The organism is Comamonas denitrificans (genome assembly GCF_042654745.1).
Classification (GTDB): Bacteria; Pseudomonadota; Gammaproteobacteria; order Burkholderiales; family Burkholderiaceae_C; genus Comamonas; species Comamonas denitrificans.
In genome coordinates this window covers 59236-85316 of the sequence record NZ_JBHSEY010000046.1, presented here as the reverse complement: position 1 = coordinate 85316, position 26081 = coordinate 59236, and the positions used below count along the sequence as shown (strand labels likewise).

21 protein-coding genes are annotated in these 26081 nt (G+C 61.4%); 17 read left to right on the top strand and 4 right to left on the bottom strand.

Translation table 11 applies throughout. The features are described 5' to 3' along the window. Position 1: 1 nt before the first annotated feature. The 14 genes from ispG (at position 2) to ACFO24_RS09395 (ending at position 16698) form a co-directional block, all read left to right on the top strand. Positions 2-1270, top strand: coding sequence for a flavodoxin-dependent (E)-4-hydroxy-3-methylbut-2-enyl-diphosphate synthase (gene ispG, locus ACFO24_RS09460; protein ID WP_377738121.1), 1269 nt, complete (start codon positions 2-4; stop codon positions 1268-1270). A 99-nt stretch (positions 1271-1369) separates the two neighbouring features. Beyond that, positions 1370-2665 (top strand): histidine--tRNA ligase, encoded by a 1296-nt coding sequence (gene hisS / locus ACFO24_RS09455; RefSeq protein ID WP_377738119.1) that lies wholly within the window; start codon positions 1370-1372, stop codon positions 2663-2665. Positions 2666-2688: 23 nt separating this feature from the next. Next, complete coding sequence (locus ACFO24_RS09450; protein WP_207574679.1) at positions 2689-3348, top strand: YfgM family protein; 660 nt, start codon at positions 2689-2691, stop codon at positions 3346-3348. Continuing rightward, a complete protein-coding gene (gene bamB / locus ACFO24_RS09445; protein WP_377738118.1) occupies positions 3348-4484 on the top strand; it encodes an outer membrane protein assembly factor BamB in 1137 nt (378 codons plus the stop codon). The genes ACFO24_RS09450 and bamB overlap by 1 nt, the downstream gene beginning before the upstream one ends. A gap of 17 nt (positions 4485-4501) precedes the next feature. Beyond that, positions 4502-5851 (top strand): ribosome biogenesis GTPase Der, encoded by a 1350-nt coding sequence (gene der, locus ACFO24_RS09440; RefSeq protein WP_377738117.1) that lies wholly within the window; start codon positions 4502-4504, stop codon positions 5849-5851. A gap of 104 nt (positions 5852-5955) precedes the next feature. Then, entirely contained in the window at positions 5956-6204 is a 249-nt protein-coding gene (hfq, locus tag ACFO24_RS09435) for an RNA chaperone Hfq (protein WP_207574682.1), read from the top strand. Positions 6205-6256: 52 nt separating this feature from the next. Further along, entirely contained in the window at positions 6257-7465 is a 1209-nt protein-coding gene (gene hflX / locus ACFO24_RS09430; RefSeq protein ID WP_377738116.1) for a GTPase HflX, read from the top strand. 42 nt (positions 7466-7507) lie between these two features. Then, entirely contained in the window at positions 7508-8869 is a 1362-nt protein-coding gene (gene hflK, locus ACFO24_RS09425; protein ID WP_377738114.1) for an FtsH protease activity modulator HflK, read from the top strand. A gap of 27 nt (positions 8870-8896) precedes the next feature. Beyond that, positions 8897-9793 carry a protease modulator HflC gene (gene hflC, locus ACFO24_RS09420; RefSeq protein ID WP_377738113.1) on the top strand — a complete coding sequence of 299 codons (897 nt, stop codon included), beginning with the start codon at positions 8897-8899 and terminating at the stop codon, positions 9791-9793. 157 nt (positions 9794-9950) lie between these two features. After that, a complete protein-coding gene (locus tag ACFO24_RS09415; RefSeq protein WP_377738112.1) occupies positions 9951-11099 on the top strand; it encodes an ATP phosphoribosyltransferase regulatory subunit in 1149 nt (382 codons plus the stop codon). A 32-nt stretch (positions 11100-11131) separates the two neighbouring features. Then, the gene (locus tag ACFO24_RS09410; protein ID WP_377738111.1) at positions 11132-12508 is read left to right on the top strand and encodes an adenylosuccinate synthase; all 1377 of its coding nucleotides are present in this window, start codon (positions 11132-11134) and stop codon (positions 12506-12508) included. Between the two features lie 20 nt (positions 12509-12528). Continuing rightward, positions 12529-13053 (top strand): phosphoribosyltransferase, encoded by a 525-nt coding sequence (locus ACFO24_RS09405; RefSeq protein WP_377738110.1) that lies wholly within the window; start codon positions 12529-12531, stop codon positions 13051-13053. Between the two features lie 83 nt (positions 13054-13136). Continuing rightward, positions 13137-15761, top strand: coding sequence for an alanine--tRNA ligase (gene alaS, locus ACFO24_RS09400; protein ID WP_377738109.1), 2625 nt, complete (start codon positions 13137-13139; stop codon positions 15759-15761). A gap of 136 nt (positions 15762-15897) precedes the next feature. Next, positions 15898-16698 carry a penicillin-binding transpeptidase domain-containing protein gene (locus tag ACFO24_RS09395; RefSeq protein ID WP_377738108.1) on the top strand — a complete coding sequence of 267 codons (801 nt, stop codon included), beginning with the start codon at positions 15898-15900 and terminating at the stop codon, positions 16696-16698. 34 nt (positions 16699-16732) lie between these two features. Here the strand turns inward: ACFO24_RS09395 and ACFO24_RS09390 are convergent, their stop codons facing one another. Together ACFO24_RS09390 and ACFO24_RS09385 are read right to left on the bottom strand one after the other, a co-directional pair. Further along, on the bottom strand, positions 16733-17062 hold the full coding sequence (locus ACFO24_RS09390; protein WP_207574690.1) for an AzlD family protein: 330 nt from the start codon (positions 17060-17062) through the stop codon (positions 16733-16735). Then, complete coding sequence (locus ACFO24_RS09385) at positions 17059-17955, bottom strand: AzlC family ABC transporter permease (RefSeq protein ID WP_377738107.1); 897 nt, start codon at positions 17953-17955, stop codon at positions 17059-17061. Before ACFO24_RS09385 ends, ACFO24_RS09390 begins: the two co-directional genes overlap by 4 nt. Positions 17956-18029: 74 nt before the next feature. On the opposite strand from ACFO24_RS09385, the gene ACFO24_RS09380 reads away from it, so the two are divergent. The 3 genes from ACFO24_RS09380 to ACFO24_RS09370 all read left to right on the top strand — a co-directional run bounded on the left by ACFO24_RS09380 (position 18030) and on the right by ACFO24_RS09370 (position 25117). Further along, positions 18030-19133, top strand: coding sequence for an enoyl-CoA hydratase/isomerase family protein (locus ACFO24_RS09380; RefSeq protein WP_377738106.1), 1104 nt, complete (start codon positions 18030-18032; stop codon positions 19131-19133). 99 nt (positions 19134-19232) lie between these two features. Continuing rightward, positions 19233-23252 carry an ATP-dependent RNA helicase HrpA gene (gene hrpA / locus ACFO24_RS09375; protein WP_377738105.1) on the top strand — a complete coding sequence of 1340 codons (4020 nt, stop codon included), beginning with the start codon at positions 19233-19235 and terminating at the stop codon, positions 23250-23252. Between the two features lie 35 nt (positions 23253-23287). Beyond that, a complete protein-coding gene (locus ACFO24_RS09370) occupies positions 23288-25117 on the top strand; it encodes a DUF4153 domain-containing protein (protein WP_377738104.1) in 1830 nt (609 codons plus the stop codon). A 33-nt stretch (positions 25118-25150) separates the two neighbouring features. Here the strand turns inward: ACFO24_RS09370 and ACFO24_RS09365 are convergent, their stop codons facing one another. Then, complete coding sequence (locus ACFO24_RS09365; RefSeq protein WP_377738103.1) at positions 25151-25489, bottom strand: hypothetical protein; 339 nt, start codon at positions 25487-25489, stop codon at positions 25151-25153. 171 nt (positions 25490-25660) lie between these two features. After that, positions 25661-25990: a ferredoxin FdxA gene (fdxA, locus tag ACFO24_RS09360; RefSeq protein WP_207574697.1), complete on the bottom strand. Its 330-nt coding sequence runs from the start codon at positions 25988-25990 to the stop codon at positions 25661-25663. Positions 25991-26081: the final 91 nt, after the last annotated feature.

The following is a 26081-nucleotide window of genomic DNA, read 5'->3' as shown; positions in this document are numbered from 1 at the left end:
AGTGTCTGTTGAATTTTTGGCCGCCAGCCCCATTGCGCTGGCCGCACCCCTGCCTCGGCGCAGCCGCCAGGCCCGCGTGGTGTGGGGCAGTCATGTGGTGACGGTGGGCGGCGATGCCCCCGTGCGCCTGCAGTCCATGACCAATACCGACACCGTGGAAGCGGTGGAAACCGCTATCCAGGTGCGTGATCTGGCCCAGGCCGGCTCGGAGCTGGTGCGCATTACCGTCAATACCCCAGAGGCCGCCCAGGCCGTGCCCTACATCCGCGAGCAGCTCGACCGCATGGGCTGCAACGTGCCGCTGGTGGGCGATTTTCACTACAACGGTCACCGGCTGCTGACCGACTTTCCGGACTGCGCCCAGGCGCTGTCCAAGTACCGCATCAACCCCGGCAACGTGGGCAAGGGCGACAAAAAAGACAAGCAGTTTGCCCAGATGATCGAGATCGCCGCCCGCCACGACAAGGCGGTGCGCATCGGCGTGAACTGGGGCAGCCTGGACCAAGAGCTGCTCGCGCAATTGATGGATGTGAACGCCCAGCGCCCCCAGCCCTGGGATGCGCGGCAGGTGATGTACGAGGCGCTGATCACCTCGGCCATTGACTCGGCACGCCGCGCGCAGGCTCTGGGGCTGAACGGCGACAACATCTTGCTGTCCTGCAAAGTCAGTGGTGTGCAGGATTTGATCGCCGTGTACCGCGAGCTGGCACGGCGCTGCGACTACGCCCTGCACCTGGGCCTGACCGAGGCTGGTATGGGCACACGCGGCACGGTGTCGTCCAGCGTGGCCTTAGGCATCCTGCTGCAAGAGGGCATTGGCGACACGATTCGCGTCTCGCTCACGCCCCAGCCGGGCGAAGCACGCAAGCAAGAGGTGGTGGTAGCGGCCGAAATCGTGCAGGCACTGGGCATGCGCTCGTTTGTGCCCAGCGTCACCGCCTGCCCCGGCTGCGGGCGCACCACCAGCACCGTTTTTCAAGAGCTGGCCAAAGAGATTGATGACTTCCTGCGGGCGCAAATGCCCGTGTGGCGCAAGCAATATCCAGGCGTGGAAAGCATGAAAGTGGCCGTCATGGGTTGCATCGTCAATGGCCCCGGCGAGAGCAAGCACGCCGATATCGGCATCAGCCTGCCTGGCACCGGCGAAGCGCCCACAGCCCCGGTGTACATCGACGGCGAAAAAGCCCTGACCCTGCGCGGTGAACACATTGCGCAAGAGTTTCAGCGCATCGTGCTGGATTACGTCCAGCAGCGGTACGGAAAAAATTAATAGCTGTTTGCGCTTTTTTATAAACAGTTTCAGGTCAAAATTGCCCTGAAACTCTTATCAATAAAGCGGTAGAAGCTCTTTTTAAAAATCTAAAACAAGATGACAAAACCCGAAAAGTTAAGCGCCGTCAAAGGCATGAACGACATCCTGCCCGGTCAGTCCGAGCGCTGGCAGTGGCTCGAAGCGCAGGTGCGCGACTTGATGGACGGCTATGCCTACCGCAATGTGCGCACACCCATCGTGGAGCACACCCAGCTGTTTGTGCGCGGTATCGGTGAAGTGACCGACATTGTTGAAAAAGAGATGTACTCGTTCGAAGACAAGTTGAACGGCGAGCGCCTGACCTTGCGCCCCGAAGGCACCGCCAGCCTGGTGCGTGCCACGGTCGAGCACAACCTGCTCTACGACGGCGGCAAGCGCATGTGGTACATCGGCCCCATGTTTCGCCACGAGCGGCCCCAGCGCGGTCGCTACCGCCAGTTCCACCAGATCGGTGCCGAGGCCCTGGGCTTTGCCGGGCCAGATGTTGATGCCGAATTGATCTTGCTGGCCGTGGCCCTGTGGAAGCGCCTGGGCCTGTCGCAATGGCGCTTAGAAATCAACAGCCTGGGCCAGCCCGCAGAGCGCCAGGCGCACCGCACCGCGCTGATTGCCTACCTGGAGCAGCACCAAGAGGTGCTGGACGAGGAAGCCAAGCGGCGCATGTACAGCAACCCCTTGCGCGTGCTGGACACCAAAAACCCCGCCATGCAAGCCATGGTGAACGCTGCGCCCAAGCTGATTGATTACCTGGGCGAAGCGTCCCTGGCGCACCTGCGCGGCGTGCAAGCCATCCTGGATGCCAACGGCGTGCCCTGGACGCTCAACCCCCGCCTGGTGCGCGGCCTCGATTACTACAACCTCACGGTGTTTGAGTTCGTCACCGACCTGCTCGGTGCCCAAGGCACCATCTGCGCCGGTGGGCGCTACGACTACCTGATCGAGCAAATTGGCGGCAAACCGGCCCCGGCTGTGGGCTGGGCGCTGGGGGTGGAGCGCGTGCTGGAGCTGGTCAAAGAGCTGGGCACCGACATCCCCACGCCCCAGCCCGATGCCTATGCCATCGTTCCCGATGCGGCGGCCATGCCCCAGGTGCTCACCACCTTGACGGCGCTGCGCGAAGCGGGGGTGCGCGTGCAAATGCACGCCGCCACCGAGCAAGGCATGGGCAGCATGAAGTCGCAATTTAAAAAAGCCGATGCCAGTGGGGCCCACTTTGCCCTGATTTTTGGCGGCGACGAGCTGGCGCGGGGCGAGGTCACCGTCAAAGCTCTGCGCGATGACCAAGGGGCGCAAACCACCCAGCCGCTGGCCGCTGCCGCAGACTGGGCGCACCACCTACAATCACGGGCTTAAATTTTTGGCGAAGGCACAGCACGATGGCAACGCATTTGGACTTAGAAGAACAGGAACAGCTTGACCAGCTCAAGCATTTTTGGAACCAGTGGGGCACCCCGATCACCAGTGTTTTGGTCGTGGTACTGGGCAGTTTTGCCGCCTGGAACGGCTGGCAGCTGTGGCAACAACGCCAGGCAGAGCAAGCCGCCGCCTTGGCCGATGCGGTGACTGTTGCCATTGAAAGCCAAGACCAAGGCCGCGTGGCCCTGGCCTTTGAAGCCCTGAAAAACGAATACGGCAGCACCGTGCAAGCCAGCCAAGCGGCGCTGCAGGTGGCCAAATCGGCCGAAGCAGCCCACAAATCCGACACCGCCAAAGCCGCTTTGCAGTGGGCCGCTGACCACGCTGAAGACCCTGGCTACCAAGCGGCGGCCAAATTGCGTCTGGCGGCCTTGCACGTCGAGGCCAAAGACTACGATGCCGCCGCTGCTGTGCTGCAAGGCGCTATCGCCCCCGAATTCAACGCCCTGGTGCAAGACCGCCTGGGCGATGTGCTGCAGCTGCAAGGCAAAACGCAAGAGGCCATTGCCGCCTACCAGCAAGCTTGGCAGCAGCTCGACCCCCGTTTGGAATACCGCGCCCTGGTGGGCTTCAAACTCAACGCCTTGGGCGTGGCAACTACAACACCGCAGGCTTCGTAATGACAATCTCTACTCTTCCCCGCTGGGCGCAGCGCAGCGCTTTGGTTTTGGCCCTTGCCTTGGGGCTGGCCGCGTGCGGCTCCAAAACACCGAAACCTGCTGATTTGGGCCCCAACATCCCCCTGCTGCCCGTGCGCCAGGCCTGGCACAGCAGCATTCCCAGTTTGAAAAACGCCAGCATCGCCCCCCAAGTGGTGGGCCAAAGCCTGGTGCTGGCTGCGGCCGATGGCACCGTGGTGAGCCTGGACGGAGCCACGGGCCGTGAACAATGGCGCGGCCAAGTCGGCAAAGCCTTGCTGACCGGCGTGGGCAGCGATGGCACCCAGGCAGCGGTGGTCACCGTGGCCAATGAGTTGGTGCTGCTTAACCAAGGTCGCACGCAGTGGAGCAAACCGCTCAATGCGGCCTCCTATACCGCACCCTTGGTGGCCGGTGGCCGGGTGTTTGTGCTCACCGCCGATCGCCATTTGAGCGCCTACGATGCCCAAGACGGTGCCCACTTGTGGACGCTGCAACGCGATGGCGAACCCCTGGTGCTGCGCCAGCAGGGCGTGTTGGTCGCCCATGGCAATACCTTGCTGGCGGGCCTGTCGGGCCGCTTGGTGGCAATCGATCCGGACAACGGTGCCGTGCTGTGGGAAGCGCCCTTGGCTGCGCCCCGGGGCACCAATGATGTGGAGCGCCTGGTTGATTTGGTTGGCCCCTCCACCCGCAACAACGATGTGGTCTGTGCCCGCGCCTACCAAGCCAGCGTAGGCTGCGTCGATGTCGGTCAAGCCCGGCTGATGTGGACGGCCAAATCCACCGGCGTGGTTGGCATTGCCAGCAATGCCGAGCAGGTCTTTGGCAGCGAAAGCAATGGCACCGTACAGGCCTGGAGCCGCCGCGATGGCAGCAAACAATGGAGCACGCAGCGCTTGCAGCTGCGGCAATTGACAGCTCCTTTGGCCTTAGGTCGTTCTGTGGTGGTCGGTGATAGCTCTGGTTTAGTGCATATGCTCTCCAAAGACGATGGCACCCCGCTCAACCGTTTGACCACCGACAGCAGCGGCATTGCCGCCGCCCCCGTGGTGGTGGCCGATACCCTGGTGGTGCTGACCCGCAATGGCGGGGTGTACGGCTTCCGCCCTGATTAAAAAAGTTAAGAATTCACATGAAACCCGTGATTGCCCTGGTAGGGCGGCCCAATGTGGGCAAATCCACCTTGTTTAATCGCCTGACCAAGTCGCGCGATGCCATCGTTTCGGACTACGCCGGACTGACGCGCGACCGCCACTATGGCCAAGGCCGCCAGGGCAAGCGCGAATACATCGTGATTGATACGGGTGGCTTTGAGCCCGATGCCTCGCAAGGCATTTTTCGGGAAATGGCCAAGCAAACCCGCCAAGCCGTTACCGAGGCCGATGTGGTGGTCTTTGTCGTCGATGCCCGCGATGGTTTGTCGGCCCAGGACCACGAAATTGCCAACTACCTGCGGCGCTTGAGCAAACCGTGCTTGCTGGTGGCCAACAAAGCCGAAGGCATGCAGGCCGGTGCGCAACTGTCCGAGTTTTATGAGCTGGGGCTGGGAGAGGTCTATCCGGTCTCCGCCGCCCATGGTCAAGGGGTGCGTGATCTGGTCGATTTGGCCTTGGCCCCTTTGCAACTGCCCGATGAAGAGACTTTGCCCGAGCTGGTAGAGGGCGAGGTGGCCCCGATCAAATTGGCCCTGGCCGGTCGCCCCAATGCCGGTAAATCCACCCTCATCAACACTTGGCTGGGCGAAGAGCGTTTGGTCGCTTTTGACTTGCCGGGCACGACGCGCGATGCCATCAGCGTGCCCTTTGAGCGCAATGGGCAAAAGTTTGAACTGATTGACACGGCAGGGCTGCGGCGCAAAGGCAAGGTGTTTCAGGCGATTGAGAAGTTCTCCGTCGTCAAAACCCTGCAAGCCATTGAATCGGCCAACGTTGTGTTGCTGTTGATTGATGCCACCGAAGGGGTGACCGACCAAGATGCGCATATCGCTGGCTACATCCTGGAAAGTGGCCGCGCCGTGGTGTTGGCTGTGAACAAATGGGATGCGCTCGATGAGTACCAGCGCGAGCTGGTGCAGCGCTCCATAGAAACGCGCCTGGGTTTCTTAAAGTTTGCCAATCTGCACTTTATTTCTGCGATCAAACGCCAAGGTCTGGCACCGCTGTGGGCCTCCATTGCGCAGGCGCACAAGGCAGCGACCTGCAAAATGTCCACCCCAGTGCTCACCCGCGTGCTGCTGGAGTCGCTGCAATTCCAAACCCCGAAAAAAGTTGGTGCCTACCGCCCGAAAATGCGCTACGCCCACCAAGGGGGGATGAACCCGCCCATCATCGTGATCCATGGCAATTCGCTCAATCTGGTTACCGATGCGTACAAGCGCTTTTTGGAAGGGCGCTTTCGCAAGGAATTCAATTTGGTGGGGACACCCTTGCGCGTTGAATTTAAAACGGCAGACAACCCCTATGCCGAGAAGAACAAGAAATAAAATCCCCTTCGCAGTAAGAAACACACTTGCCTTAGCGCATAAGTCTTTCTTTGCTGTGGTAAGGTGTCGGTTTACAACAACAACCCCTAACACGGAGTTATATCGTGAGCAATAAAGGCCAACTTTTGCAGGATCCGTTTTTAAATGCCCTGCGCCGTGAGCATGTCCCGGTTTCGATTTACTTGGTCAATGGCATTAAATTGCAAGGCCAAATTGAGTCGTTTGACCAATATGTTGTGCTGTTGCGTAACACCGTAACGCAAATGGTTTACAAGCATGCCATCTCCACCATCGTTCCCGGTCGTCCGGTGAACTTCAGCGTGACTGAAGCTGACGACAGCGCGGCCGCTTGAGACCATTAATCTGGGGTGCGTGGGTGCCTGAACTCGCGCAGGCTAGCGCTATATGACCGCATCCTTATCATCTTCCTCTCTGTCTGCATCCACCCCAGTTATTTTGGTTGGGGTGGATTTGGGTTTTTCACATTTTGATGGCGAGCTGCAAGAACTGGGCTTGCTGGCCGAGACGGCGGGTATGCAGCCGGTGGCCGATTTGGTGTGCAAGCGCAAAGCACCTGATCCGGCCTTGTTCATTGGCAGCGGCAAGGCCGAAGAGCTCAAACTCTTGGTCGATATGCACCAGGCCAAGGAGGTGCTGTTTGACCAGGCCTTAAGCCCTGCGCAGCAGCGCAATTTAGAGCGCTTTTTGCAGTGCCCGGTCAATGACCGCACGATGCTGATTCTGGAGATTTTTGCCCAGCGTGCCCGCAGCCACGAGGGTAAGTTACAGGTCGAATTGGCGCGGTTGCAGTATTTGAGCACCCGACTGGTGCGCCGCTGGAGCCACTTGGAGCGCCAGCAAGGCGGTATCGGCCAGCGCGGAGGCCCGGGCGAGACGCAGATCGAATTGGATAAGCGCATGATTGGCGAAGCCATCAAGCGCACCAAGGAGAAACTGCAAAAGGTGAAAAAACAGCGCGGTACCCAGCGCCGTCAACGCCAGCGCCATGGGGTGTTTACGGTTTCTTTGGTCGGTTACACCAATGCGGGTAAATCCACACTGTTCAATACCCTGGTCAAAGCCCAGGCTTACGCTGCCGATCAGTTGTTTGCTACGTTGGATACCACCACGCGGCAGATGTATCTGGAAGGGGCGCAAACCTCGGTGTCGCTCTCGGACACGGTGGGCTTTATCCGTGCCTTACCGCACGGCCTGATTGATGCGTTTCAAGCAACGCTGCAAGAGGCCATTGATGCTGATTTACTGTTGCATGTCGTTGATGCGGCCAACCCCAATTACCGTGAGCAAATTGGCCAAGTGCAGCAAGTGCTGGCCGAAATTGGTGCCAGTGCGATTCCCCAAGTGTTGGTGTTCAATAAATTGGATGCCATAGAGCCTGGGCAGCGCCCCTTGCGGTTGCAAGACCACTACGAAGTCGATGGTCAAATGCTGCCCCGTATTTTTGTCAGCGCTGCAGCCAACCAGGGCTTGGATGCGCTGCGTGAGCTGTTGACCCAGCGGGTATTGCAAGCACCAACCGCAGTTGCTCGGGAATTTTCGGATCTTCCCCCTATCTGTTCTGTTGAGCCTGATAAGGGCGAAAACTTGTTTTGATCACGGTGGAAACACCGCCTTCTTTTCATTGAGATTTTGCGCATGAATGTTCCTCATCGCCTTCCTCGCTGGGTACTTGCACTTCCTGGTTTGCGCGGCATGTTCAATTTAAATGACCCGCGTTGGGGTCGGGGTGAGGAGGGGGGCGAACAGCGCCCGGCCGATTCGGATGATCGGCCAACGCCTCCGCCCCCTCCACCCCCGCCGCGGGGGCGTGGTCCCCAGGGCTCTGGTGGCGGGCAACCCCCGGACTTGGACGAACTGTGGCGCGATTTAAACCGCAAGCTGTCGGGCTTGCTGGGCAATAAAGGCGGGGGCGGGCGTGGCGACGGTCTGCGTCCGGACAATACGCCGCCGGACATGAAAAGCACCGGCATTGGCATCGGTTTGATCAGCGGTTTGGCGGCTTTGATTTGGCTGGGTACAGGCTTTTTCATTGTGCAAGAGGGCCAGCAAGCCGTGGTCACCCAGTTTGGCCGCTACCACTCCACTGTGGGGGCGGGTATCAACTGGCGCATACCATATCCGGTGCAAAGCCATGAGTTGGTGTTTGTCACTCAAATTCGCTCGGTGGATATTGGCCGCGATATCGTGATTAAAAGCACCGGCCTGCGCGAATCGGCCATGCTCACCGAAGACGAAAACATTGTCGAAATCAAGTTTGCCGTGCAATACCGCTTAAGCGATGCCCGTGCCTGGCTGTTTGAAAGCAAGAACCCCGATATCGCGGTGGTGCAAGCAGCTGAATCGGCCGTGCGCGAAGTGGTGGGCAAGATGCGGATGGATTCGGCTTTGGCCGAAGAGCGCGATCAAATTGCCCCTCGGGTGCGTGAACTGATGCAAACCATCCTGGACCGCTACGCCGTGGGCGTGGAAATCGTCGGGATTAACTTGCAGCAAGGCGGTGTGCGCCCGCCGGAGCAGGTGCAAGCAGCGTTTGATGATGTGCTCAAAGCGGGCCAAGAGCGCGAACGGGCTAAAAATGAGGCCGAAGCCTACGCCAACGATGTGATTCCTCGGGCCAAAGGTACGGCGGCCCGTTTGGCACAAGAGGCTGAAGGGTACAAAGCCCGCATCGTGGCCCAGGCCGAAGGTGATGCCCAGCGCTTTAGCTATTTGCTGACCGAATACAAAAAAGCACCGCAAGTCACGCGTGAGCGCCTCTACACCGAAGCGCTGGAAGAGGTTTACAGCAATGTGACCAAGGTATTGGTCGATTCGCGCCAAGGCTTGTTGTATTTGCCATTGGACAAAGTCATGCAAAACGCCGGGGTCAATCCGCGTGCCGCTGCCGAGGCCGCCAGCCGCGCACCGGCCCCTTCCGGCAATGCTGCGGCACTGGAGCCCAATCCCCCCGCCAGCAGTACCCGCGCTCGCGATGCCGACCGTTCGCGTGCCCGTTAATCGCGTTAAACGCTTAGGAGTTAAAGAGTGAATCGATTGGCTTTTTTCGCTACCTCGGCCCTGGTTGCGCTGGCGCTGGCCAGCTCCATGCTGTTTGTTGTCGATCAGCGGCAATTTGGCGTGGTCTATGCCTTGGGACAAATTAAAACCGTCATTACTGAGCCAGGTTTGAACTGGAAGCTGCCGCCGCCGTTTCAAAACGTCAGTTACATTGACAAGCGCTTGCTAACCCTGGAGAGCACGGACACCGAGCCCATGCTCACGGCGGAAAAGCAGCGCGTGGTGATTGACTGGTATGTGCGTTGGCGCATTACCGATCCGTCGGAATACATCCGCAACGTCGGCCTGGATGAAAACGCCGGCACCCTGCAGCTCAATCGTGTGGTGCGCAACGCCTTCCAAGAAGAAATCAACCGGCGCACCGTGCGCGAGCTGTTGTCTTCCAAGCGCGAAACCTTGATGGCCGATGTCAAGAAAGAAGTGGTTGAAGCCATTCGCCGGGGCAAGCCCTGGGGCATGGATGTGGTGGACGTGCGCATTACGCGCGTCGATTACGCCGAGACCATCACCGAATCGGTTTATCGCCGCATGGAAGCCGAGCGCAAGCGCGTGGCCAACGAGTTGCGCTCCACCGGCGCAGCCGAGGGCGAAAAAATTCGTGCCGATGCCGATCGCCAGCGTGAAGTGACCGTGGCCAATGCCTACCGGGATGCGCAAAAGGTCAAAGGCTTGGGCGATGCGGAGGCCGCACGGCTGTATGCCGAGGCTTTTGGACAAGATGCGCAATTTGCCAAGTTTTACCGCAGCTTAGAGGCTTATAAAGCCAGTTTTGCCAATAAGAGCGATGTTTTGGTCATCGATCCTGCCAGCACCGAATTCTTTAAGCCCTACCGCCAAGGTGGCGGCGCTTCGGCAGCCAACTAAGCCCCCAGGCACCGCTGGTGGGTGCCGCCCTTGCAGAACCGCACTTGTCACGGCTTCTGTCGATATCGCAGTGCAGGCCCAGTCCTTTTCCAAGGGGCGGGCCTGCGACCCGATAGAATCACCTTTTTAACAGCTCCCCCTTTTTCCTTTCTCCTTCATGTCAGCCTGGCTCTTGCCGGATCACATTGCCGACGTCTTGCCCTCTGAGGCGCGGCATATCGAGGAATTGCGCCGTGGTCTTTTAGATACGGCCCGCAGCTATGGGTATGAATTGATCATGCCCCCCATGCTCGAATACCTCGACTCCCTGCTTACCGGCGCAGGGGAAGCGCTCAATCTGCAAACGTTCAAACTGGTCGATCAGCTTTCGGGCCGCACCCTGGGGCTGCGGGCCGATACGACCCAGCAAGCCGCCCGCATTGATGCGCACTTGCTCAACCGCCCCGGCATTGCCCGCTTGTGCTATTGCGGGCCGGTGCTGCACACCCAGCCTGACCGCCCCCGCGCCACGCGCGAGCCGCTGCAGTTTGGGGCTGAAATTTACGGCCATGCCGGCATGGAGGCTGATGTTGAGGCCCTGGCCCTGGCCCTGGACTGCCTGCGCGGCGCGGGGGTGAAAGACTTCAGCGTGGACTTGGCCGATGTGCGCATCGTGCGCCATCTGTGCGCTGGCGTGATGGTGGATGCCGCCGTGTTGCAGCGGGTGCATGCCGCGTTGGCTGCCAAAGATGCCACCGAGCTGGCCCAGCTGACGAAAAACTTTCCTGCGCCTGCCCGCGAAGGGTTGCTCGCAATTTTGCAGCTGTACGGGGACGAAAAGGTTTTAAAAGAGGCAGAAAAAGCCTTGAAAGCTACACCTGCCGTGCGGCAAGTGCTGCAAAATTTGCAATATCTGACTGAGCAATTCACCGGGGTGAATTTCACCTTCGATTTGGCCGACTTGCGCGGGTACGCCTACTACAGCGGCACGCGCTTTGCCGCTTACGTGCCCCAAGCCAGCGATGCGCTGGTGCGTGGTGGGCGCTACGACGAGGTGGGGGCCGTGTTTGGCCGCAACCGCCCAGCGGCTGGCTTTAGTTTGGATATCAAACAGCTGGTTGCCGTCGTGCCTGAGCGCCCGCTCAAAGCCGCCATCCGCGCGCCCTGGGCGCACGATGCTGCGCTGCATGCGCTGATTGCCCAATTGCGCCAAGCGGGCGAAACCGTGGTCTGTACCCTGCCAGGGCAGGATGACCGGGTGGATGAATTTCGCTGCAACCGAAAACTGGCCCAAGTCGATGGCCAGTGGACGGTGCAAGCCCTTTAAAAAGTTTTCCTTCTTTTATGGATGTGAACGTGATGAACGCAAACAAAGCTCGTAACGTGGTGGTCGTTGGCACTCAGTGGGGTGACGAAGGCAAAGGCAAATTGGTCGATTGGCTGACCGAAAGTGCCCAAGGGGTGGTCCGCTTCCAAGGCGGGCACAACGCTGGCCACACCTTGGTGATCAATGGTCAAAAAACCGCCTTGCACCTGATTCCCAGCGGCATCATGCGCCCGGGGGTGAAGTGCTTTATTGGCAATGGCGTGGTGTTGTCGGTGGGCAAGTTGTTTGAAGAAATTGCCGGCCTGGAAAAGGCGGGCGTGCAGGTGCGCAATCGTTTGCGCATCTCGGAAGCGTGCCCGCTGATTTTGCCGGTTCACCAAGCGCTGGATGTGGCCCGCGAAGCCGCCCGCGAGCAAGGCGGCCAGCAAAAAATCGGCACCACTGGCAAAGGCATTGGCCCGACCTACGAAGACAAAATTGCCCGCCGCGCCCTGCGCGTGCAGGATTTGAAGCACCCTGAGCGCTTTGCCGCCAAGCTGCGCGATTTGCTGGCGCTGCACAACCATGTGTTGGTCGAGGTGCTGGGCAGCCGCACGTTTGAATTTCCTGAAGCGCTCAAACCCTACATCGTCAATGGCGAAGTGCAGTTTGACGCGGTGTACAACGAAGCCATGGAACAAGCCCAAGCGCTCAAACCCATGATTGCCGACGTTTCGCGCGAGCTGCATGAGACCTACAACGCGGGTGGCAACCTGCTGTTTGAAGGGGCCCAGGGCACGCTGCTGGACGTGGACCACGGCACTTACCCCTACGTTACCTCCAGCAACTGCGTGGCCGGCAATGCCTCGGCCGGTGCGGGTGTGGGGCCGGGCATGCTGCATTACGTGCTGGGCATTACCAAGGCGTATTGCACCCGCGTGGGCAGCGGCCCCTTTCCGACCGAGTTGGATTGGGAAAAAGAAGGCACCCCTGGCTACCACATGAGCACCATCGGTGCCGAAAAAGGCGTGACCACGGGCCGCGCGCGGCGCTGTGGCTGGTTTGATGCGGCGCTGCTCAAGCGCTCGGCGCAGATCAATGGCTTGTCGGGCCTGTGCATTACCAAGCTGGATGTGCTCGATGGCCTGACTGAGCTGCAACTGTGCGTGGGCTATGAGCTGGACGGCGAGAAGATCGACATCCTGCCCCTGGGCGCGGACGATATCGAGCGCTGCAAGCCCATTTATGAAACCATGCCTGGCTGGACGGATACCACCGTGGGCGTGACCGATTACGCCCAGCTGCCCGCCAATGCGCGCCGCTACCTAGACCGTATTCAGGAAGTGACCGGCGTGCCGATTGCCATGGTTTCCACCAGCCCGGACCGCGATCACACCATCTTGCTTCATAACCCCTATAGCGCCGTTTAAGGCCATAAAGGATGTTTCCTATGCTGACGGAAGACGGCAAACACTTGTACGTAAGCTACGACGATTACCACGGTTTGATTGAAAAGCTGGCACTGCAAATTCACAAATCCGGTTGGCAATTCGACACCATTTTGTGTCTGGCCCGTGGGGGCCTGCGCCCGGGCGATATCCTGAGCCGCATTTTTGACAAACCGCTGGCCATCATGTCCACCAGCTCGTACCGGGCCGAGGCCGGCACTTTGCGCGGGCACCTCGATATTGGCCGCTTCATTGCCACGCCCAAGGGCGAAATTGCCGGGCGCGTGCTGTTGGTTGATGACTTGGCCGATTCGGGCGTGACGCTGACCGCCGTGGTCAAGCGCCTGCAAGAGAGCTACCCACCGATCACCGAGCTGCGCACGGCGGTGATTTGGACGAAGGGCATTTCCACCTTCCGCGCCGATTACTCGGTCGAGGATTTGCCCACCAACCCCTGGATTCACCAGCCCTTTGAAGGCTATGACAGTCTTACGCCAGATAAGCTGCTGAAAAAATGGCAGCTCTAAAATACTGACCGCTTCGATCTCAGAGCGCCGCTTGCGGCGCTTTGGTGTTTCTTTTTTTGACACCTTTTTTCTTCCTTCCCCCCATGAGCCAACCTGCTTTTACCGTTGCCGATATTCGGAAGACGTTTCTGGACTTCTTTGCTTCCAAGGGCCACACCATCGTCGAGTCCAGCCCCCTGGTGCCTGGCAACGATCCCACGCTGATGTTCACCAACAGCGGTATGGTGCAGTTCAAGGACGTGTTTTTGGGCACCGACAAGCGCTCGTACAACCGCGCCACGTCGGTGCAGGCCTGCCTGCGGGCCGGTGGCAAGCACAACGACCTGGAAAACGTCGGATACACCGCCCGCCACCACACCTTTTTTGAAATGCTGGGCAACTGGAGCTTTGGCGACTACTTCAAGCGCGAAAGCCTGAAGTGGGCCTGGGAGCTGCTCACCGAAGTGTATAAATTGCCCGCCGACAAGCTGCTGGCCACCGTGTACGCCGAGGACGACGAGGCCTACGACATCTGGACGAAAGAAATCGGCCTGCCGCCCGAGCGCGTGATTCGCATCGGCGACAACAAGGGCGGGCGCTACAAGAGCGACAACTTCTGGATGATGGCCGACACCGGCCCCTGTGGCCCGTGCAGCGAAATCTTCTACGACCACGGAGCGCACATTCCTGGCGGCCCTCCGGGCAGCCCCGATGAAGATGGCGACCGCTTCATCGAAATCTGGAATAACGTGTTCATGCAGTTCGAGATGCACGAAGACGGCAGCGTCACCCCGCTGCCCGCGCCCTGCGTGGACACCGGCATGGGGCTGGAGCGCTTGGCCGCCATCTTGCAGCACGTGCACAGCAACTACGAGATCGACCTGTTCGATGCGCTTATCAAGGCCGCAGCCCGCGAAACCGGCTGTGCCGATCTGGCCAATCCGTCGCTCAAAGTGATTGCCGACCACATTCGCGCCACCAGCTTTTTGATTGTCGATGGTGTCATTCCCAGCAACGAAGGCCGGGGCTACGTGCAACGCCGCATCGTGCGCCGCGCCATTCGCCACGGCTACAAGCTGGGCCAGAAAACGCCGTTTTTCCACAAGCTGGTGCAAGATTTGGTGCAGCAAATGGGCGCGGCCTACCCCAAGCTGGCCGCACAAGAAGCCCGTATTACCGAGGTGCTGCGGATCGAGGAAGAGCGCTTCTTTGAAACCCTGGCCCACGGCATGGAGATTTTGGACAGCGCCCTGGCCGGTGGCCAGCAGCAGTTGCCTGGCGAGGTGGCCTTCAAGCTGCACGACACCTACGGCTTCCCGCTGGATTTGACCAACGATGTCTGCCGCGAGCGCGGCCTGAGCGTGGATGAAGCCGGCTTTAACGCCGCCATGCAGCACCAAAAAGAAACGGCCCGCGCCGCCGGCAAGTTCAAGATGGACAAGCTGCTGGACTACCAGGGCGCCGCCAACGCGTTCACCGGTTACACACAGCTGGCCGAATCAACAAAAATCGTAGCTCTTTACGCAGAAGGTACGCCAGTTTCTGTATTGAATGCTGGTGAGAGTGGCGTAATCGTGCTGGAAAGCACTCCCTTTTATGCCGAAAGCGGCGGCCAGGTGGGCGACCAGGGCGTGATCAGCGCTGGCAGCAGCCGTTTTGCCGTGCAAGACACGCAAAAAATCAAAGCCGATGTGTTTGGCCACCACGGCGTGCTGGCCGAAGGCAGCCTGAAAGTGGGCGATGCCGTGCAAGCCCAGGTCGATACCGATCTGCGTGCGGCCACCATGCGCAACCACTCCGTCACCCACCTCATGCACCATGCGCTGCACACCGTGCTGGGCGAGCATGTGCAGCAAAAAGGCAGCTTGGTGAATGCCGAGCGCACGCGCTTTGACTTCACGCACAACGCCCCGGTCACGCCTGCGCAAATTGCGCAGATTGAAGCGCTGGTGAACGCTGAAATTTTGGCCAACACCGCCACCGCTGCTCGCGTCATGGACATTGAGGCGGCCAAAGCCACCGGCGCGATGATGCTGTTTGGCGAGAAATACGGCGAAACCGTGCGCGTGCTGGACATTGGCACCAGCCGCGAACTGTGCGGCGGCACCCACGTGCAGCGCACGGGCGATATCGGCCTGTTCAAAATCGTGGCGGAAAGCGGCGTGGCCGCTGGCGTGCGCCGCGTCGAAGCCGTCACCGGCCTGAACGCGCTGACCTACCTGCAAGGCTTGGAGGCTACGGTCGATGCGGCGGCCAGCACCCTGAAAGCACCCACGGCCGAGCTGACCACCCGCATCGTCAGCACGCTGGAGCAGATCAAAACCCTAGAAAAAGAAGTGGCCCAGCTCAAAGGCAAGCTCGCCTCCAACCAGGGCGATGAACTGCTGGGGCAGGCCGTGGAAGTGCAGGGCGTGAAAATCCTTGCTGCGCAACTGGAAGGGGCCGATGCCAAAACCCTGCGCGATACCCTGGACAAGCTCAAAGACAAGCTCAAGAGCGCCGCCATCGTGCTGGCCGCCGTCGATGGCGACAAAGTGCAGCTGGCCGCTGGTGTCACGCCCGACACCCTGGGCAAGGTTAAAGCCGGGGAACTGGTGAATTTTGTTGCCCAACAAGTCGGCGGCAAAGGCGGCGGCAAGCCCGACATGGCCATGGCCGGCGGCACCCAACCGGCCGCACTGCCCCAAGCGCTGGCCAGTGTGCAAGCCTGGGTGGCGGGGAAACTTTAAGCCCCTCGTCGGGATAAATTGATCTGACCAAATCGGCTGCCAGCGCTTTCGATTCAAGTGCTGGCAGCTATTTTTTTGTTGAACGGCTGTTGATTTGCGTAGCCCGTGGTTCGCCACTTTCCTGAAAATCCCTGCAATGAGAAAAATCAAACAACTTCTGGCCTGCGCGGTTCTGGCTTTCAGCGCCGCCGCTTCGGCCCTGCCCGTGGCTGCGGAACGCACGGAATGGGCGGCTTTTTTTGCGCAAGCGCCCGCTGTGGGCACCATCGCCATCCTGGATACCCGTGGGGGCGAAGAACATGTGTGGGTTCACAACGCCGCGCGGGCGCAGCAGCGGTTTTCGCCTGCGTCCACCTTCAAGATTCCTCACACCCTGTTTGCCCTGCAAGCCGGTGCCGTGCGAGATGAGTTCGAGGTCATCGCCTGGGACGGTGTGCAGCGCGGCTACCCGGGGTGGAACCAGAACCAAACCCTGCGCTCTGCCATGCGCTATTCCACCGTCTGGGTGTTCGAGCGCTTTGCTGAAAAAATCGGTCACCCGCAGCTTGCTGCCTGGATGCGGGAAAACGGCTACGGCAATGCCGCCACCACCGGCGAAGCGCCTTTCTGGGTTGAAGGCGATCTGGCGATTTCTGCGCTGGAACAGCTGGTCTTTTTGCAAAAGCTCTACCGCAATGCGCTGCCGTTTGATCGTGCTCACCAGCTGCTGACCAAGGACGTAATGGTCGTCGAGGCCGGCAGCGACTGGATAGTGCGGGCCAAAACCGGCTGGAGCGGCAGCATCGGCTGGTGGGTTGGGTGGGTAGAGCGTCCCACGGGCACGGTATTTTTTGCGCTGAACATCGATACGCCCCGCCGCCAAGATGATTTGGCCAAACGCCAGAGCATCGCCCGGCAGGTGTTGCGTGCCATCCAGGCCTTGCCGGTCGCACCATGATGCTGTGGTGCCTTTGCGGCCAATAGCGTCTTTTTTATGCCCCGCCAAGCAGCGGTGCCAACTGCCGAAACAGCGCCGCCGCCACAATCCCGGCGCTAATGGCGGGCAGGGGCTTTTTCAGCACCAGGGCCACCCCTGCGGTGACGAGCAGGGCCAGCTTGGCCCCGCCGTCGCCCTGGGCGGCCAAGGGGGCCAACAGGGCAATCAGCACCGAGCCGGACATGGCCCGGATGAACTGCTGCACCCGGCGGCTGATGGGCACAAACGCCATGATGAACACCCCGCCCCAGCGCGTTGCCAGGGTGACGAGGGCCATGATGAGGATGATGAGCAAGGTGCCCAGATCGGTCGTTGCGATGCTCATGCGGCGTTCTCCTCGGGCCAGAACGCGCCCAGCAGGCCGCCGGCGATGGCCCCCACCACCACGTGGCTGTTTTCCGGCAGGTAGCGCCAGGCCAGCAGCGATGCCCCGGCCGCCATGGCCCAAATGGCGACCAGGCGCCGGTCTTTGCGTCCATCCACCACCATGGTCAGCAAAAAGCAGCCCATCACCATGTCCAGCCCCCAGCGCACCGGGTCGGCAATGGCGTTGCCCATGTACAAGCCCAGCCAGGTGCCCACAATCCAAAACAGCCACAGCGCCAGCCCCCCGCCCAGCAGCAGGCCCAGGCCCCGGTTGGTGTCGTTTTGGCCCAGCGCCTGAATGGACAGGGCCCAGTTGGCATCCGAGGCCACCAGCATCACCGCATAGCGCTGCACGGGCGGCAGATGGCGCAGCCAGGGGTAGAGGGTGGCCCCCATCAGCAGATGGCGGGCATTGATGGCAAACACCGTGACCGCCAGGGGCACCAGCGGCACCTGTGCCCCCCACAAATCCAGCGTGGCAAACTGCGCTGCCCCGGTAAACACCAGGGCACTCATCAGCACAATGGCGCTGCCGCCCAGCCCGGTTTGCACGGCAGCCAGCCCAAAGGCCAGACCAAAGACGGCGACGAACAGCGAAATCGGCAGCAATTGCCGAAAACCGCGCCAAACGGCGTGGCGGTTGAGCGTAACGGCGGGGGTAGGCAGGGGCGGCACGGACAAAGCGCTTTCAGAAAAGAACAACAGAAAAAACGAACCGGGGCGCGAGTATGCCCGCGCTTTGCGCCGCCAGCGGCCTGTGCGGCCGATGCGCTGCGTGCGCGGGTTTTCTGGCCCTTGGGCAGGCGTTGGGAGTGTCGTTATTTGCAGCTTGAAAGACAGTTTTTGCACCATGGCCCGCCTGGGTTTGCGGTATGGTGGCCATTTTTTGCGCCAATCTTTGCGCCAATCCAAGGAGACACCAGACCATGACGCAAACCACCGAACTGCTGTGCGAAGTGCGCGGCCAAGTGGGCTTTATTACTTTGAACCGCCCCAAGGCGCTCAACGCCCTGTCGCTGGGCATGGTGCGCGGCCTGCTGGCCCAACTGCTGGCCTGGCGCGATGATCCGGCGGTGCTGGCCGTGGCCATTCGCGGCAGCCACAAGGAGGGCGTATTTGGCCACTTCTGCGCCGGTGGGGATATCCGCTTTTTGCACCAGACGGTGCAAGCGGGCAGTCCGCAGATCGAAGACTTCTTTACCGAGGAATACACCCTCAACCACGTCATCTTCACCTACCCCAAGCCCTACATCGCCTTTATGGACGGCGTGGTCATGGGCGGCGGCATGGGCATCAGCCAAGGGGCCAGCCTGCGCATCGTCACCGAAAAATCCAAGCTGGCCATGCCCGAGGCCCTGATCGGCCTGTTCCCCGATGTGGGCGGCGGCTACTTTTTGGCCCGTTGCCCTGGGCGGGTGGGTGAATGGCTGGGACTGGCCGGCGAGAGCCTGGCCGCCAGCGAAGCCATCGCCTTTGGCTGGGCCGATGCGTACCTGCCCGCTGCCGAGCAGGCTGGGCTGTGGGAGGCACTGGCCACGCAAAGCTTTGCCGATAGCGCCGCCGTGCAGGCTTTTGCCGCCAGCCGCACCCAGCCCCAGGGGCCAGAGGCGGTGCGCGACACCAGCGTGATTGATCGCGTGTTTGCCCTGCCCACGGTGCAGGCCATCATTGACACCCTGGAGGCCGATACCAGCAGCGCATCCAGCGCATGGGCGCAGCACACCGCCGCGGCCCTGCGCAAGCGCTCGCCGCTGCTGCTGCACGTCATCCTGGAGCAAATCCGACGCGCCCGCAGCATGACCATGGCCGAAGACCTGCGCATGGAGCGCGATTTGGTGCGCAACTGCTTCTTCCTGCGCCCGGGGCAAAGCGAAACGATGGAAGGCATCCGCGCCCTGGCCATCGACAAAGACCAAACCCCGCGCTGGAACCCCGCGCGCATCGAAGAGGTGACTGAGGACGCATGGCGCGCCTTTTTTACCAGCCCCTGGCCCGCGCACAGCCACCCTCTGGTGGCGTTGAAGGATTGATGGACTGATGCGCGCGCACGGCGTTTTGGCCGTGCGCGCTGCGATACCGAAGGTGCGGCCGGCGCGGGTACAAAGCTTGCTGGGATAATCCCGCCCCTTATGCCTTCTCTATCTTCCTTGCAGATCACCTTCCCCGAAGCCCTTCCTGTATCCGCCCGCCGCCAAGAGATTGCCGAGGCGCTGCAGACCCACCAGGTCATCATCGTCTGCGGCGAAACCGGCTCGGGCAAAACCACGCAGCTGCCCAAGATTGCCCTGGCGCTGGGCCGGGGCGTGTGCAATGCGCCGCAAGGGCAGCGCGGGCGGCTGATTGGCCACACCCAGCCCCGGCGCATTGCCGCCAGCAGCGTGGCCAAGCGCATTGCGCAAGAGCTGAACACGCCGCTGGGCGAGGTGGTGGGTTTTAAGGTGCGTTTTCAAGACACGCTGCAAAAAGGCGCGTCGGTCAAGCTGATGACAGACGGCATTTTGTTGGCCGAGACGCAGACCGATCCGCTCTTGAAGGCCTATGACACCCTGATCATTGACGAGGCGCACGAGCGCAGCCTGAACATCGACTTTTTGCTTGGGTATTTGAAGCAAATCCTGCCCCAGCGGCCCGATTTGAAGGTGGTGGTGACCTCGGCCACGATTGATGCCGAGCGCTTTGCCCGGCACTTTGCCGATGCCCAGGGGCAGGCCGCGCCGGTGATCATGGTGTCCGGGCGCACCTACCCGGTGGAAATGCGCTGGCGGCCTTTCGAGGAGAAAAAGGATTACGGCCTGAACGAGGCCATTGCCGATGGCGTGGACGAGCTGTGGCAAGGCGGCGCGGGCGGCGACATTTTGATTTTTCTGCCCGGCGAGCGCGAAATTCGCGAGGCCGCCGACCACCTGCGCCAGCACCTGCAGCACTACCCGGCGCTGCGCAACAGCGAGGTGCTGCCCCTGTTCTCGCGCCTGTCGCAGGCCGAGCAAGACCGCATTTTTGACAGCCACAGCCAGCGGCGCATTGTGCTGGCGACCAACGTGGCGGAAACCTCGCTCACCGTTCCTGGCATCAAATACGTGATTGACGCAGGCACAGCCCGCGTTAAGCGCTATTCATTCAGAAGCAAGGTGGAGCAATTGCTGGTCGAGCCGATCAGCCAGGCCGCCGCCAACCAACGCGCTGGGCGCTGCGGGCGCGTGGCCAACGGCATCTGCATTCGCCTGTACGACGAGGCCGATTTCAACCAGCGCGATGCCTTTACCGACCCGGAAATTTTGCGCTCTTCGCTGGCCGGGGTCATCCTGCGCATGAAGGCGCTGGGGCTGGGCGATGTGGTGAATTTCCCCTTTTTGCAAGCCCCCTCGGGCCGGGCGATTGCCGATGGCTACCAGCTCTTGCAAGAGCTGGGCGCGGTCGATGAGCGCGGCGGCCTGCTGCCCATGGGCAAAGCCCTGTCGCGCCTGCCGCTGGACCCGCGCGTGGGCCGCATGATTGTTGAGGCCCGCAGCCGCGGGGCGCTGGCCGAGGTGCTGGTCATTGCCGCCGCCCTGAGCGTGCAGGACGTGCGCGACCGCCCCCTAGAGGCGCAGGCCCAGGCCGACCAGCAGCACGCCAAGTTTGACGATGAGAAAAGCGAGTTCTCCGGCTACCTGCGCCTGTGGCAGTGGCTGCAGGATGCCCGCGGCGGCAAGGCTGTGGCCAAAAGCCGCAAGGAGATGGCGGCCCAGGCCGCGCACAAGGCACCGGCGGCAGCGCAAAAAAATCAGTCTTTTTTGCCTGTAGCCCAGCGTATGCAAGCGTCTGCAGCTACTGAGTTGATAGCACCTGAGCAAGACACCCACAAACTCAGCAACCGCCAGTGGGAGCAGCTGCTGCGCCAGAACTTCATCAACATCCGCCGCGTGCGCGAGTGGCGCGATATTTACTCGCAACTGCTCACCGTGGTGAAAGAGCAGCAGTGGCAGATCAATACCCAGCCCGCCAGCTACGAGGCGGTGCACCTGTCCATGCTGTGCGGCTTGCTGGGCAACATCGGCTTTAAGGGCGAAGAGAGCGAGGCCTACCTGGGGGCACACGGCATCAAGTTCCACCCGCATCCGGGGGCGCATTTGAGCAAAAAGCCGGGGCGCTGGATTGTGGCTGCCGAGCAGGTGGAAACCTCGCGCCTGTATGGCCGGGGCATTGCGGCGATTGAGCCGCAGTGGCTGGAAGAAGTCGGTGCCCATCTGCTGAAAAAACAACTGCTTGACCCGCACTGGAGCAAGAAACGCGCCGACGTGATCGCCTTTGAACGCGCCACGCTCTACGGCCTGGTGGTCTATAACAACCGGGGCGTGAGCTATGGCCGCAAAGACCCGCACGATGCGCGGCAAATGTTCATCCGCCGTGCCCTGGTCGAGGGCGAGTGGGAGACGAGCTGGCCGTTTTTGGCCGCCAACCAGAAAACCATCCGCAAGGTTGAAGAGCTGGAGCACAAAAGCCGCCGCCAAGACGTGCTGGTGGACGATGCGCTGATCTACGCCTTTTATGACCAGCACATCCCCGACGGCATTTTCAGCGGCGCGACTTTTGACGCGTGGTACCGCCAGGCCAGCCAAGCGCAGCCCCAGCTGCTGCGCCTGTCCAAAGACGAACTCATGCGCCACGAGGCGGCGGGCATCACCACCGATGCCTTCCCCAAGCTGGTGCGCCTGGGCGGTGTCGATTGCGCGGCCAGCTATTTGCACAGCCCCGGCGATGCCCGCGATGGCTTGACGGTGACGGTGCCGCTGTTCGCCCTGAACCAAGTCAGCGAAGACCGCGCCGAGTGGCTGGTGCCGGGAATGCTGAAAGAAAAAATCCAGGCCCTGCTGAAAAGCCTGCCCCAGCGCCCGCGCAGCCGCCTGGTGCCACTGCCCGAAAGCGCCGAGCGCCTGGCCGCGCTGTTCACCCAGCCCGAGCGTTGGGGGCAGGGCGGGCTGATCGATGCCCTGCTGGAGCAGGTGCGCCAGGAGACCGGCCTGGACGTGAAACGTGCCGACTTCAAGCCCGACATGCTGGGCACCCACCTGTTCATGAACCTGCGCATCATCGACGAGCATGGCCGCCAGCTGGCGCAAGGGCGTAATATCGCCGCCCTCAAGGCCCAGTGGGGCAGCAAGGCGCGGGGGGCCTTCCAGGCGCTGGCTTCATTAAAAATAGCTTCTTCCGCTGAAGATAAAGTGGTTTCAGAGCCAAAACAGCCTAAAAACACCAATTTAAAAGCGCAATCAGCTATTGAAAAAGATAACTCGCCGGGAACGGCTGCGCCCCATGCCGCAGGCGCACGCCACACCAGCTGGGACTTTGGCAGCTTGCCTGAGCTGATGGAAATCCAGCAGGGCAAGCAGATGCTGATCGGCTTTCCCGCCCTCATCGACCAGGGCGATGCCGTCACCATCGAGGTGTTTGACGAGCCAGACATTGCCGCCGCCCGCCACCGCCAGGGCCTGCGCCGCCTGTGCGCCCTGCAGGTGAAAGACGCGCTGAAATACCTGGAAAAAAACATCCCCGATCTGCAAAAAATGGCCGTGGCCTACATGCCGCTGGGCACGCAAGAAGAGCTGCGGGCGCAGATTCTGGATGTGGCGCTGGACCGCGCTTTTGTGCAAGAGCCCTTGCCCCAGGATGCCGCCCAGTTCGCCCAGCGCGTGCAAGAGGGCCGCGCCCGCCTGACACTGATCGCCCAGGAAGTGGCCCGCCTGGCCGCCACCATCTTGACCGAATACGCCAGCGCTCAGCGCAAGATCAAAGACACCAAAAACGCCCAAGAGGCCACAGAAGACGCAGGCAAGCAGCTACACAATCTGATGCCCAAGGACTTCATCGCCCGCACCCCCTGGGCGCAGCTGCAGCACTTTGCCCGCTACCTGAAGGCCATCACCATCCGCCTGGACAAATACCGCGCCGATCCGGCCCGCGATGCCGCCAAATTGAAGGAACTGCAACCGCTGCAGCAGCGCTATACCCGCCTGCTGGCCCAGCGCAAAGGCCAACACGATGCGCGGCTGCAGGAATACCGCTGGATGCTGGAAGAGCTGCGCGTGAGCTTCTTCGCCCAAGAGCTGCGCACGCCGTACCCGGTGAGCAGCAAGCGCCTGGACAAAGTGTGGGCGCAGTTGCAGCATTGACGGCCTGAACAAATACCTGCCCCATCACCCTTGCCATGGCCACTGACCGCTTCGCCCCCACCGCCGATCTGCCGCGTTTGACCAAGGAGGTGATGGTGCTCACCACCCTGGTGCAAGGTGCGGGTGTGTACGCTTTGCTGGAGGGCTGGTTTGGCCCTGCCGGGCCGCTGCGGCTGATTGCCCTCTCTTTGCTGCTGGCGGTACCGGGTTTTTTTGTGCTGTGCGTGCGCCAGCTGGGCGACCGCCTGCTGTGGCGCGGCATGGCGGCGCTGGCGCTGCTGCTGCTGGCCTTGCACGGCAGCGTTTGGTGGCTGCTGGGCAGCCAGGATGCACGCAGTGGCAGCGCCTGGGTGCCCTGGTTGCTGAGCCAGGGGGCATTGCTGTTTATCGCCCTGGCATGGATGCAGGCGCTGCAGCAACAACGCAGCCTGCGCCGCGTGCCGTATGCCCTGCTGTTTGACCACGCCTGGAACAACGCCGTGGTGCTGGGCTTTGCCCTGCAATTTGTTGCCCTGGGCTGGGCCGTGCTGGGGTTGTGGGCCGGGCTGTTTGCCTTGGTCAAGGTGCGGCTGTTTGCCGATACTTTTACGGCCCCGGCTTTCGTGTACATGGCCACGGGGCTGATGGCCGGTCTGGGTGTGCTGCTGGCACGTGGCCAGCCCCGGCCTTTGCGCCTGATGCTGCAACTGGTGCTGACCCTGTACCGCCTGCTGCTGCCGCTATTGGCGCTGGTGGTGGTGCTGTTCGTGGCTTTTTTGCCCTTCACCGGCGTGCAGCCGCTGTGGGAAACGCGCAAGGCGGCCCCGTTGCTCATGGGGGTGCTGTTGTGCCTGTTGGTTTTCGTCAATGCCGTTTACCAAGACGGCAGCCGCCAGGCAGCGCCTTACCCCGCTGCGCTGCGGGCCTTGATTGCCGCCGCCCTGGCGCTGATGCCCGTGCTGGCCGCTCTGGCCCTGTGGGCCGTGGCGTTGCGCGTGCGCCAATACGGCTGGACGCATGAGCGCATCTGGGCTGTGGCCATCGCCGGCGTGCTGATGCTCTATGCCCTGGGCTATGCCTGGGCGGCGCTGGAGCGCGATGCCGCCGCGTGGCTGCAACGGATCGGCCGTATCAATCCGGCCATGTCCTGGCTGGTCATGGCGCTGCTGGTGCTGTTGCACACCCCTTTGCTCGATCCTTACCGTATTGGTGCGGCCAGCCAGTACCAGCGCTTGGCGGACGGCACGCAGGCACCGACGCTGCAGGCCCTGCAGGATTTGCGCTTTGACCATGGCCGCCACGGGCTGCCAGCGCTGCAGCGCTTGCAAGGTTTACCCGCATTTGCCCAAGGGGAGGTAGCGCAGGATGTGCGCCAGATACTGGGTGCCGAAGCCAAGCGCTACCTGCCCCGGCAGGCCAGCGCGCTGTCGGCTGCCGATTGGCGCAGTCGGCTGGCCATCGCGCCGGGCCACGCCCAGCCGCCCGAGGACTGGTGGCAAGCGCTGGCCGATAAGGAAATCACCAGTGGCAGTGTCTGCCGGGGCGCGGGACAAAAATCTGCACCAACAGCGGGTGCGCAGCCATCCCCCGATCCGCAAACGGCCTCTTGCCTGGTCTTGCAAGCGTCTCTGGACAGCACCAGCGAGCAGCCTCAGCAGTTGCTGTGCACGACGGTCCGGTACAACCTGATGTGCCGGGTGTTTGCCCGTGACACGCAGAGAGAGCAGGCGCATTGGCAGCAGGTCGGTGAAGTGCGCTGGCCTCAGGCTACGGAACAGCAACAGGCACAACTGGTGCAGGCCTTGCGGGAAGGGCGCGTCCAGGTACAGGCCTCCCCCTGGCGTGACTTGGCCGTGCCGGGGCTACCGACCGGACGGGTGCAATAGGGCAGGAGCACTAAATACCTGCCCGAAGAGGGCTTACATCGCCCCGTGCCCGCCCAGTTGCCCGCCAATCACGCCCTTGAGGGCATCGCGCACGTTTTGCGCCACCACGCGCATGGTTTGTGGGTCGGCTTCGGTGTTGATGGCGTTGAGCTCGTTGTAGTGCATCAGCAGCAGACCGCGCAGGGTGCGGAAGGCGTTGTTGCAATGCTGGATGTCGCACAGGCTGGTGTCGTTGGCCAGCACCCGCTCGGCAATGCCGGGATCGAGCAGGCGGATTTTGCAGATGATGGCCAAGCGCACAATTGCCAAATCCAGCTCCTTGAGCCGTGCCTCACGGTCGGTGGGCAAAAAGCGGCTGGCGTTGGTATTCATACAAGCTCCTGAGTCGAGAAAAAATCAGCAAAACTGGCAGCTTAAAACCACAATACTGGGGGGTCAATGCAGCACCTGGCTACATCCCACTGAAACACTCTGCCTCAAACGCCAACAGCCCCCTAGGGGGCTGTTGCTGGTACAGGGGCGGGTGGGTGCCGACAGGCAGGCTCAGCGCTCCAGCATGGCCAGCTTGCCGTCCTTGCCATTCCACTCGTCGGCATCGGGCATGGCGGCTTTGCGTTTGGTAATGCTTGTCCAGCCCTTGGCAAAGGCCAGGTCGGCATTGAGTTTGATGAAGTGCAGCTGATCGGCGGGGGTGTCCTCTTCAGCAAAAATAGCGTCGGCCGGGCACTCGGGGATGCAAACGGCGCAGTCAATGCACTCGTCGGGATCAATGACCAGCATGTTCGGGCCTTCGCGGAAGCAATCCACGGGGCAAACGTCCACGCAATCGGTGTATTTACATTTGATGCAGTTTTCGGTGACGACGTGTGTCATGGCAGTCTTTTTTATTAATAAGAAATCGGAAAAACCCCGATTCTAGGGATTTTCCGCAGCGCTGGCAGCCCAAAGCCCTATTCAGAGTGCT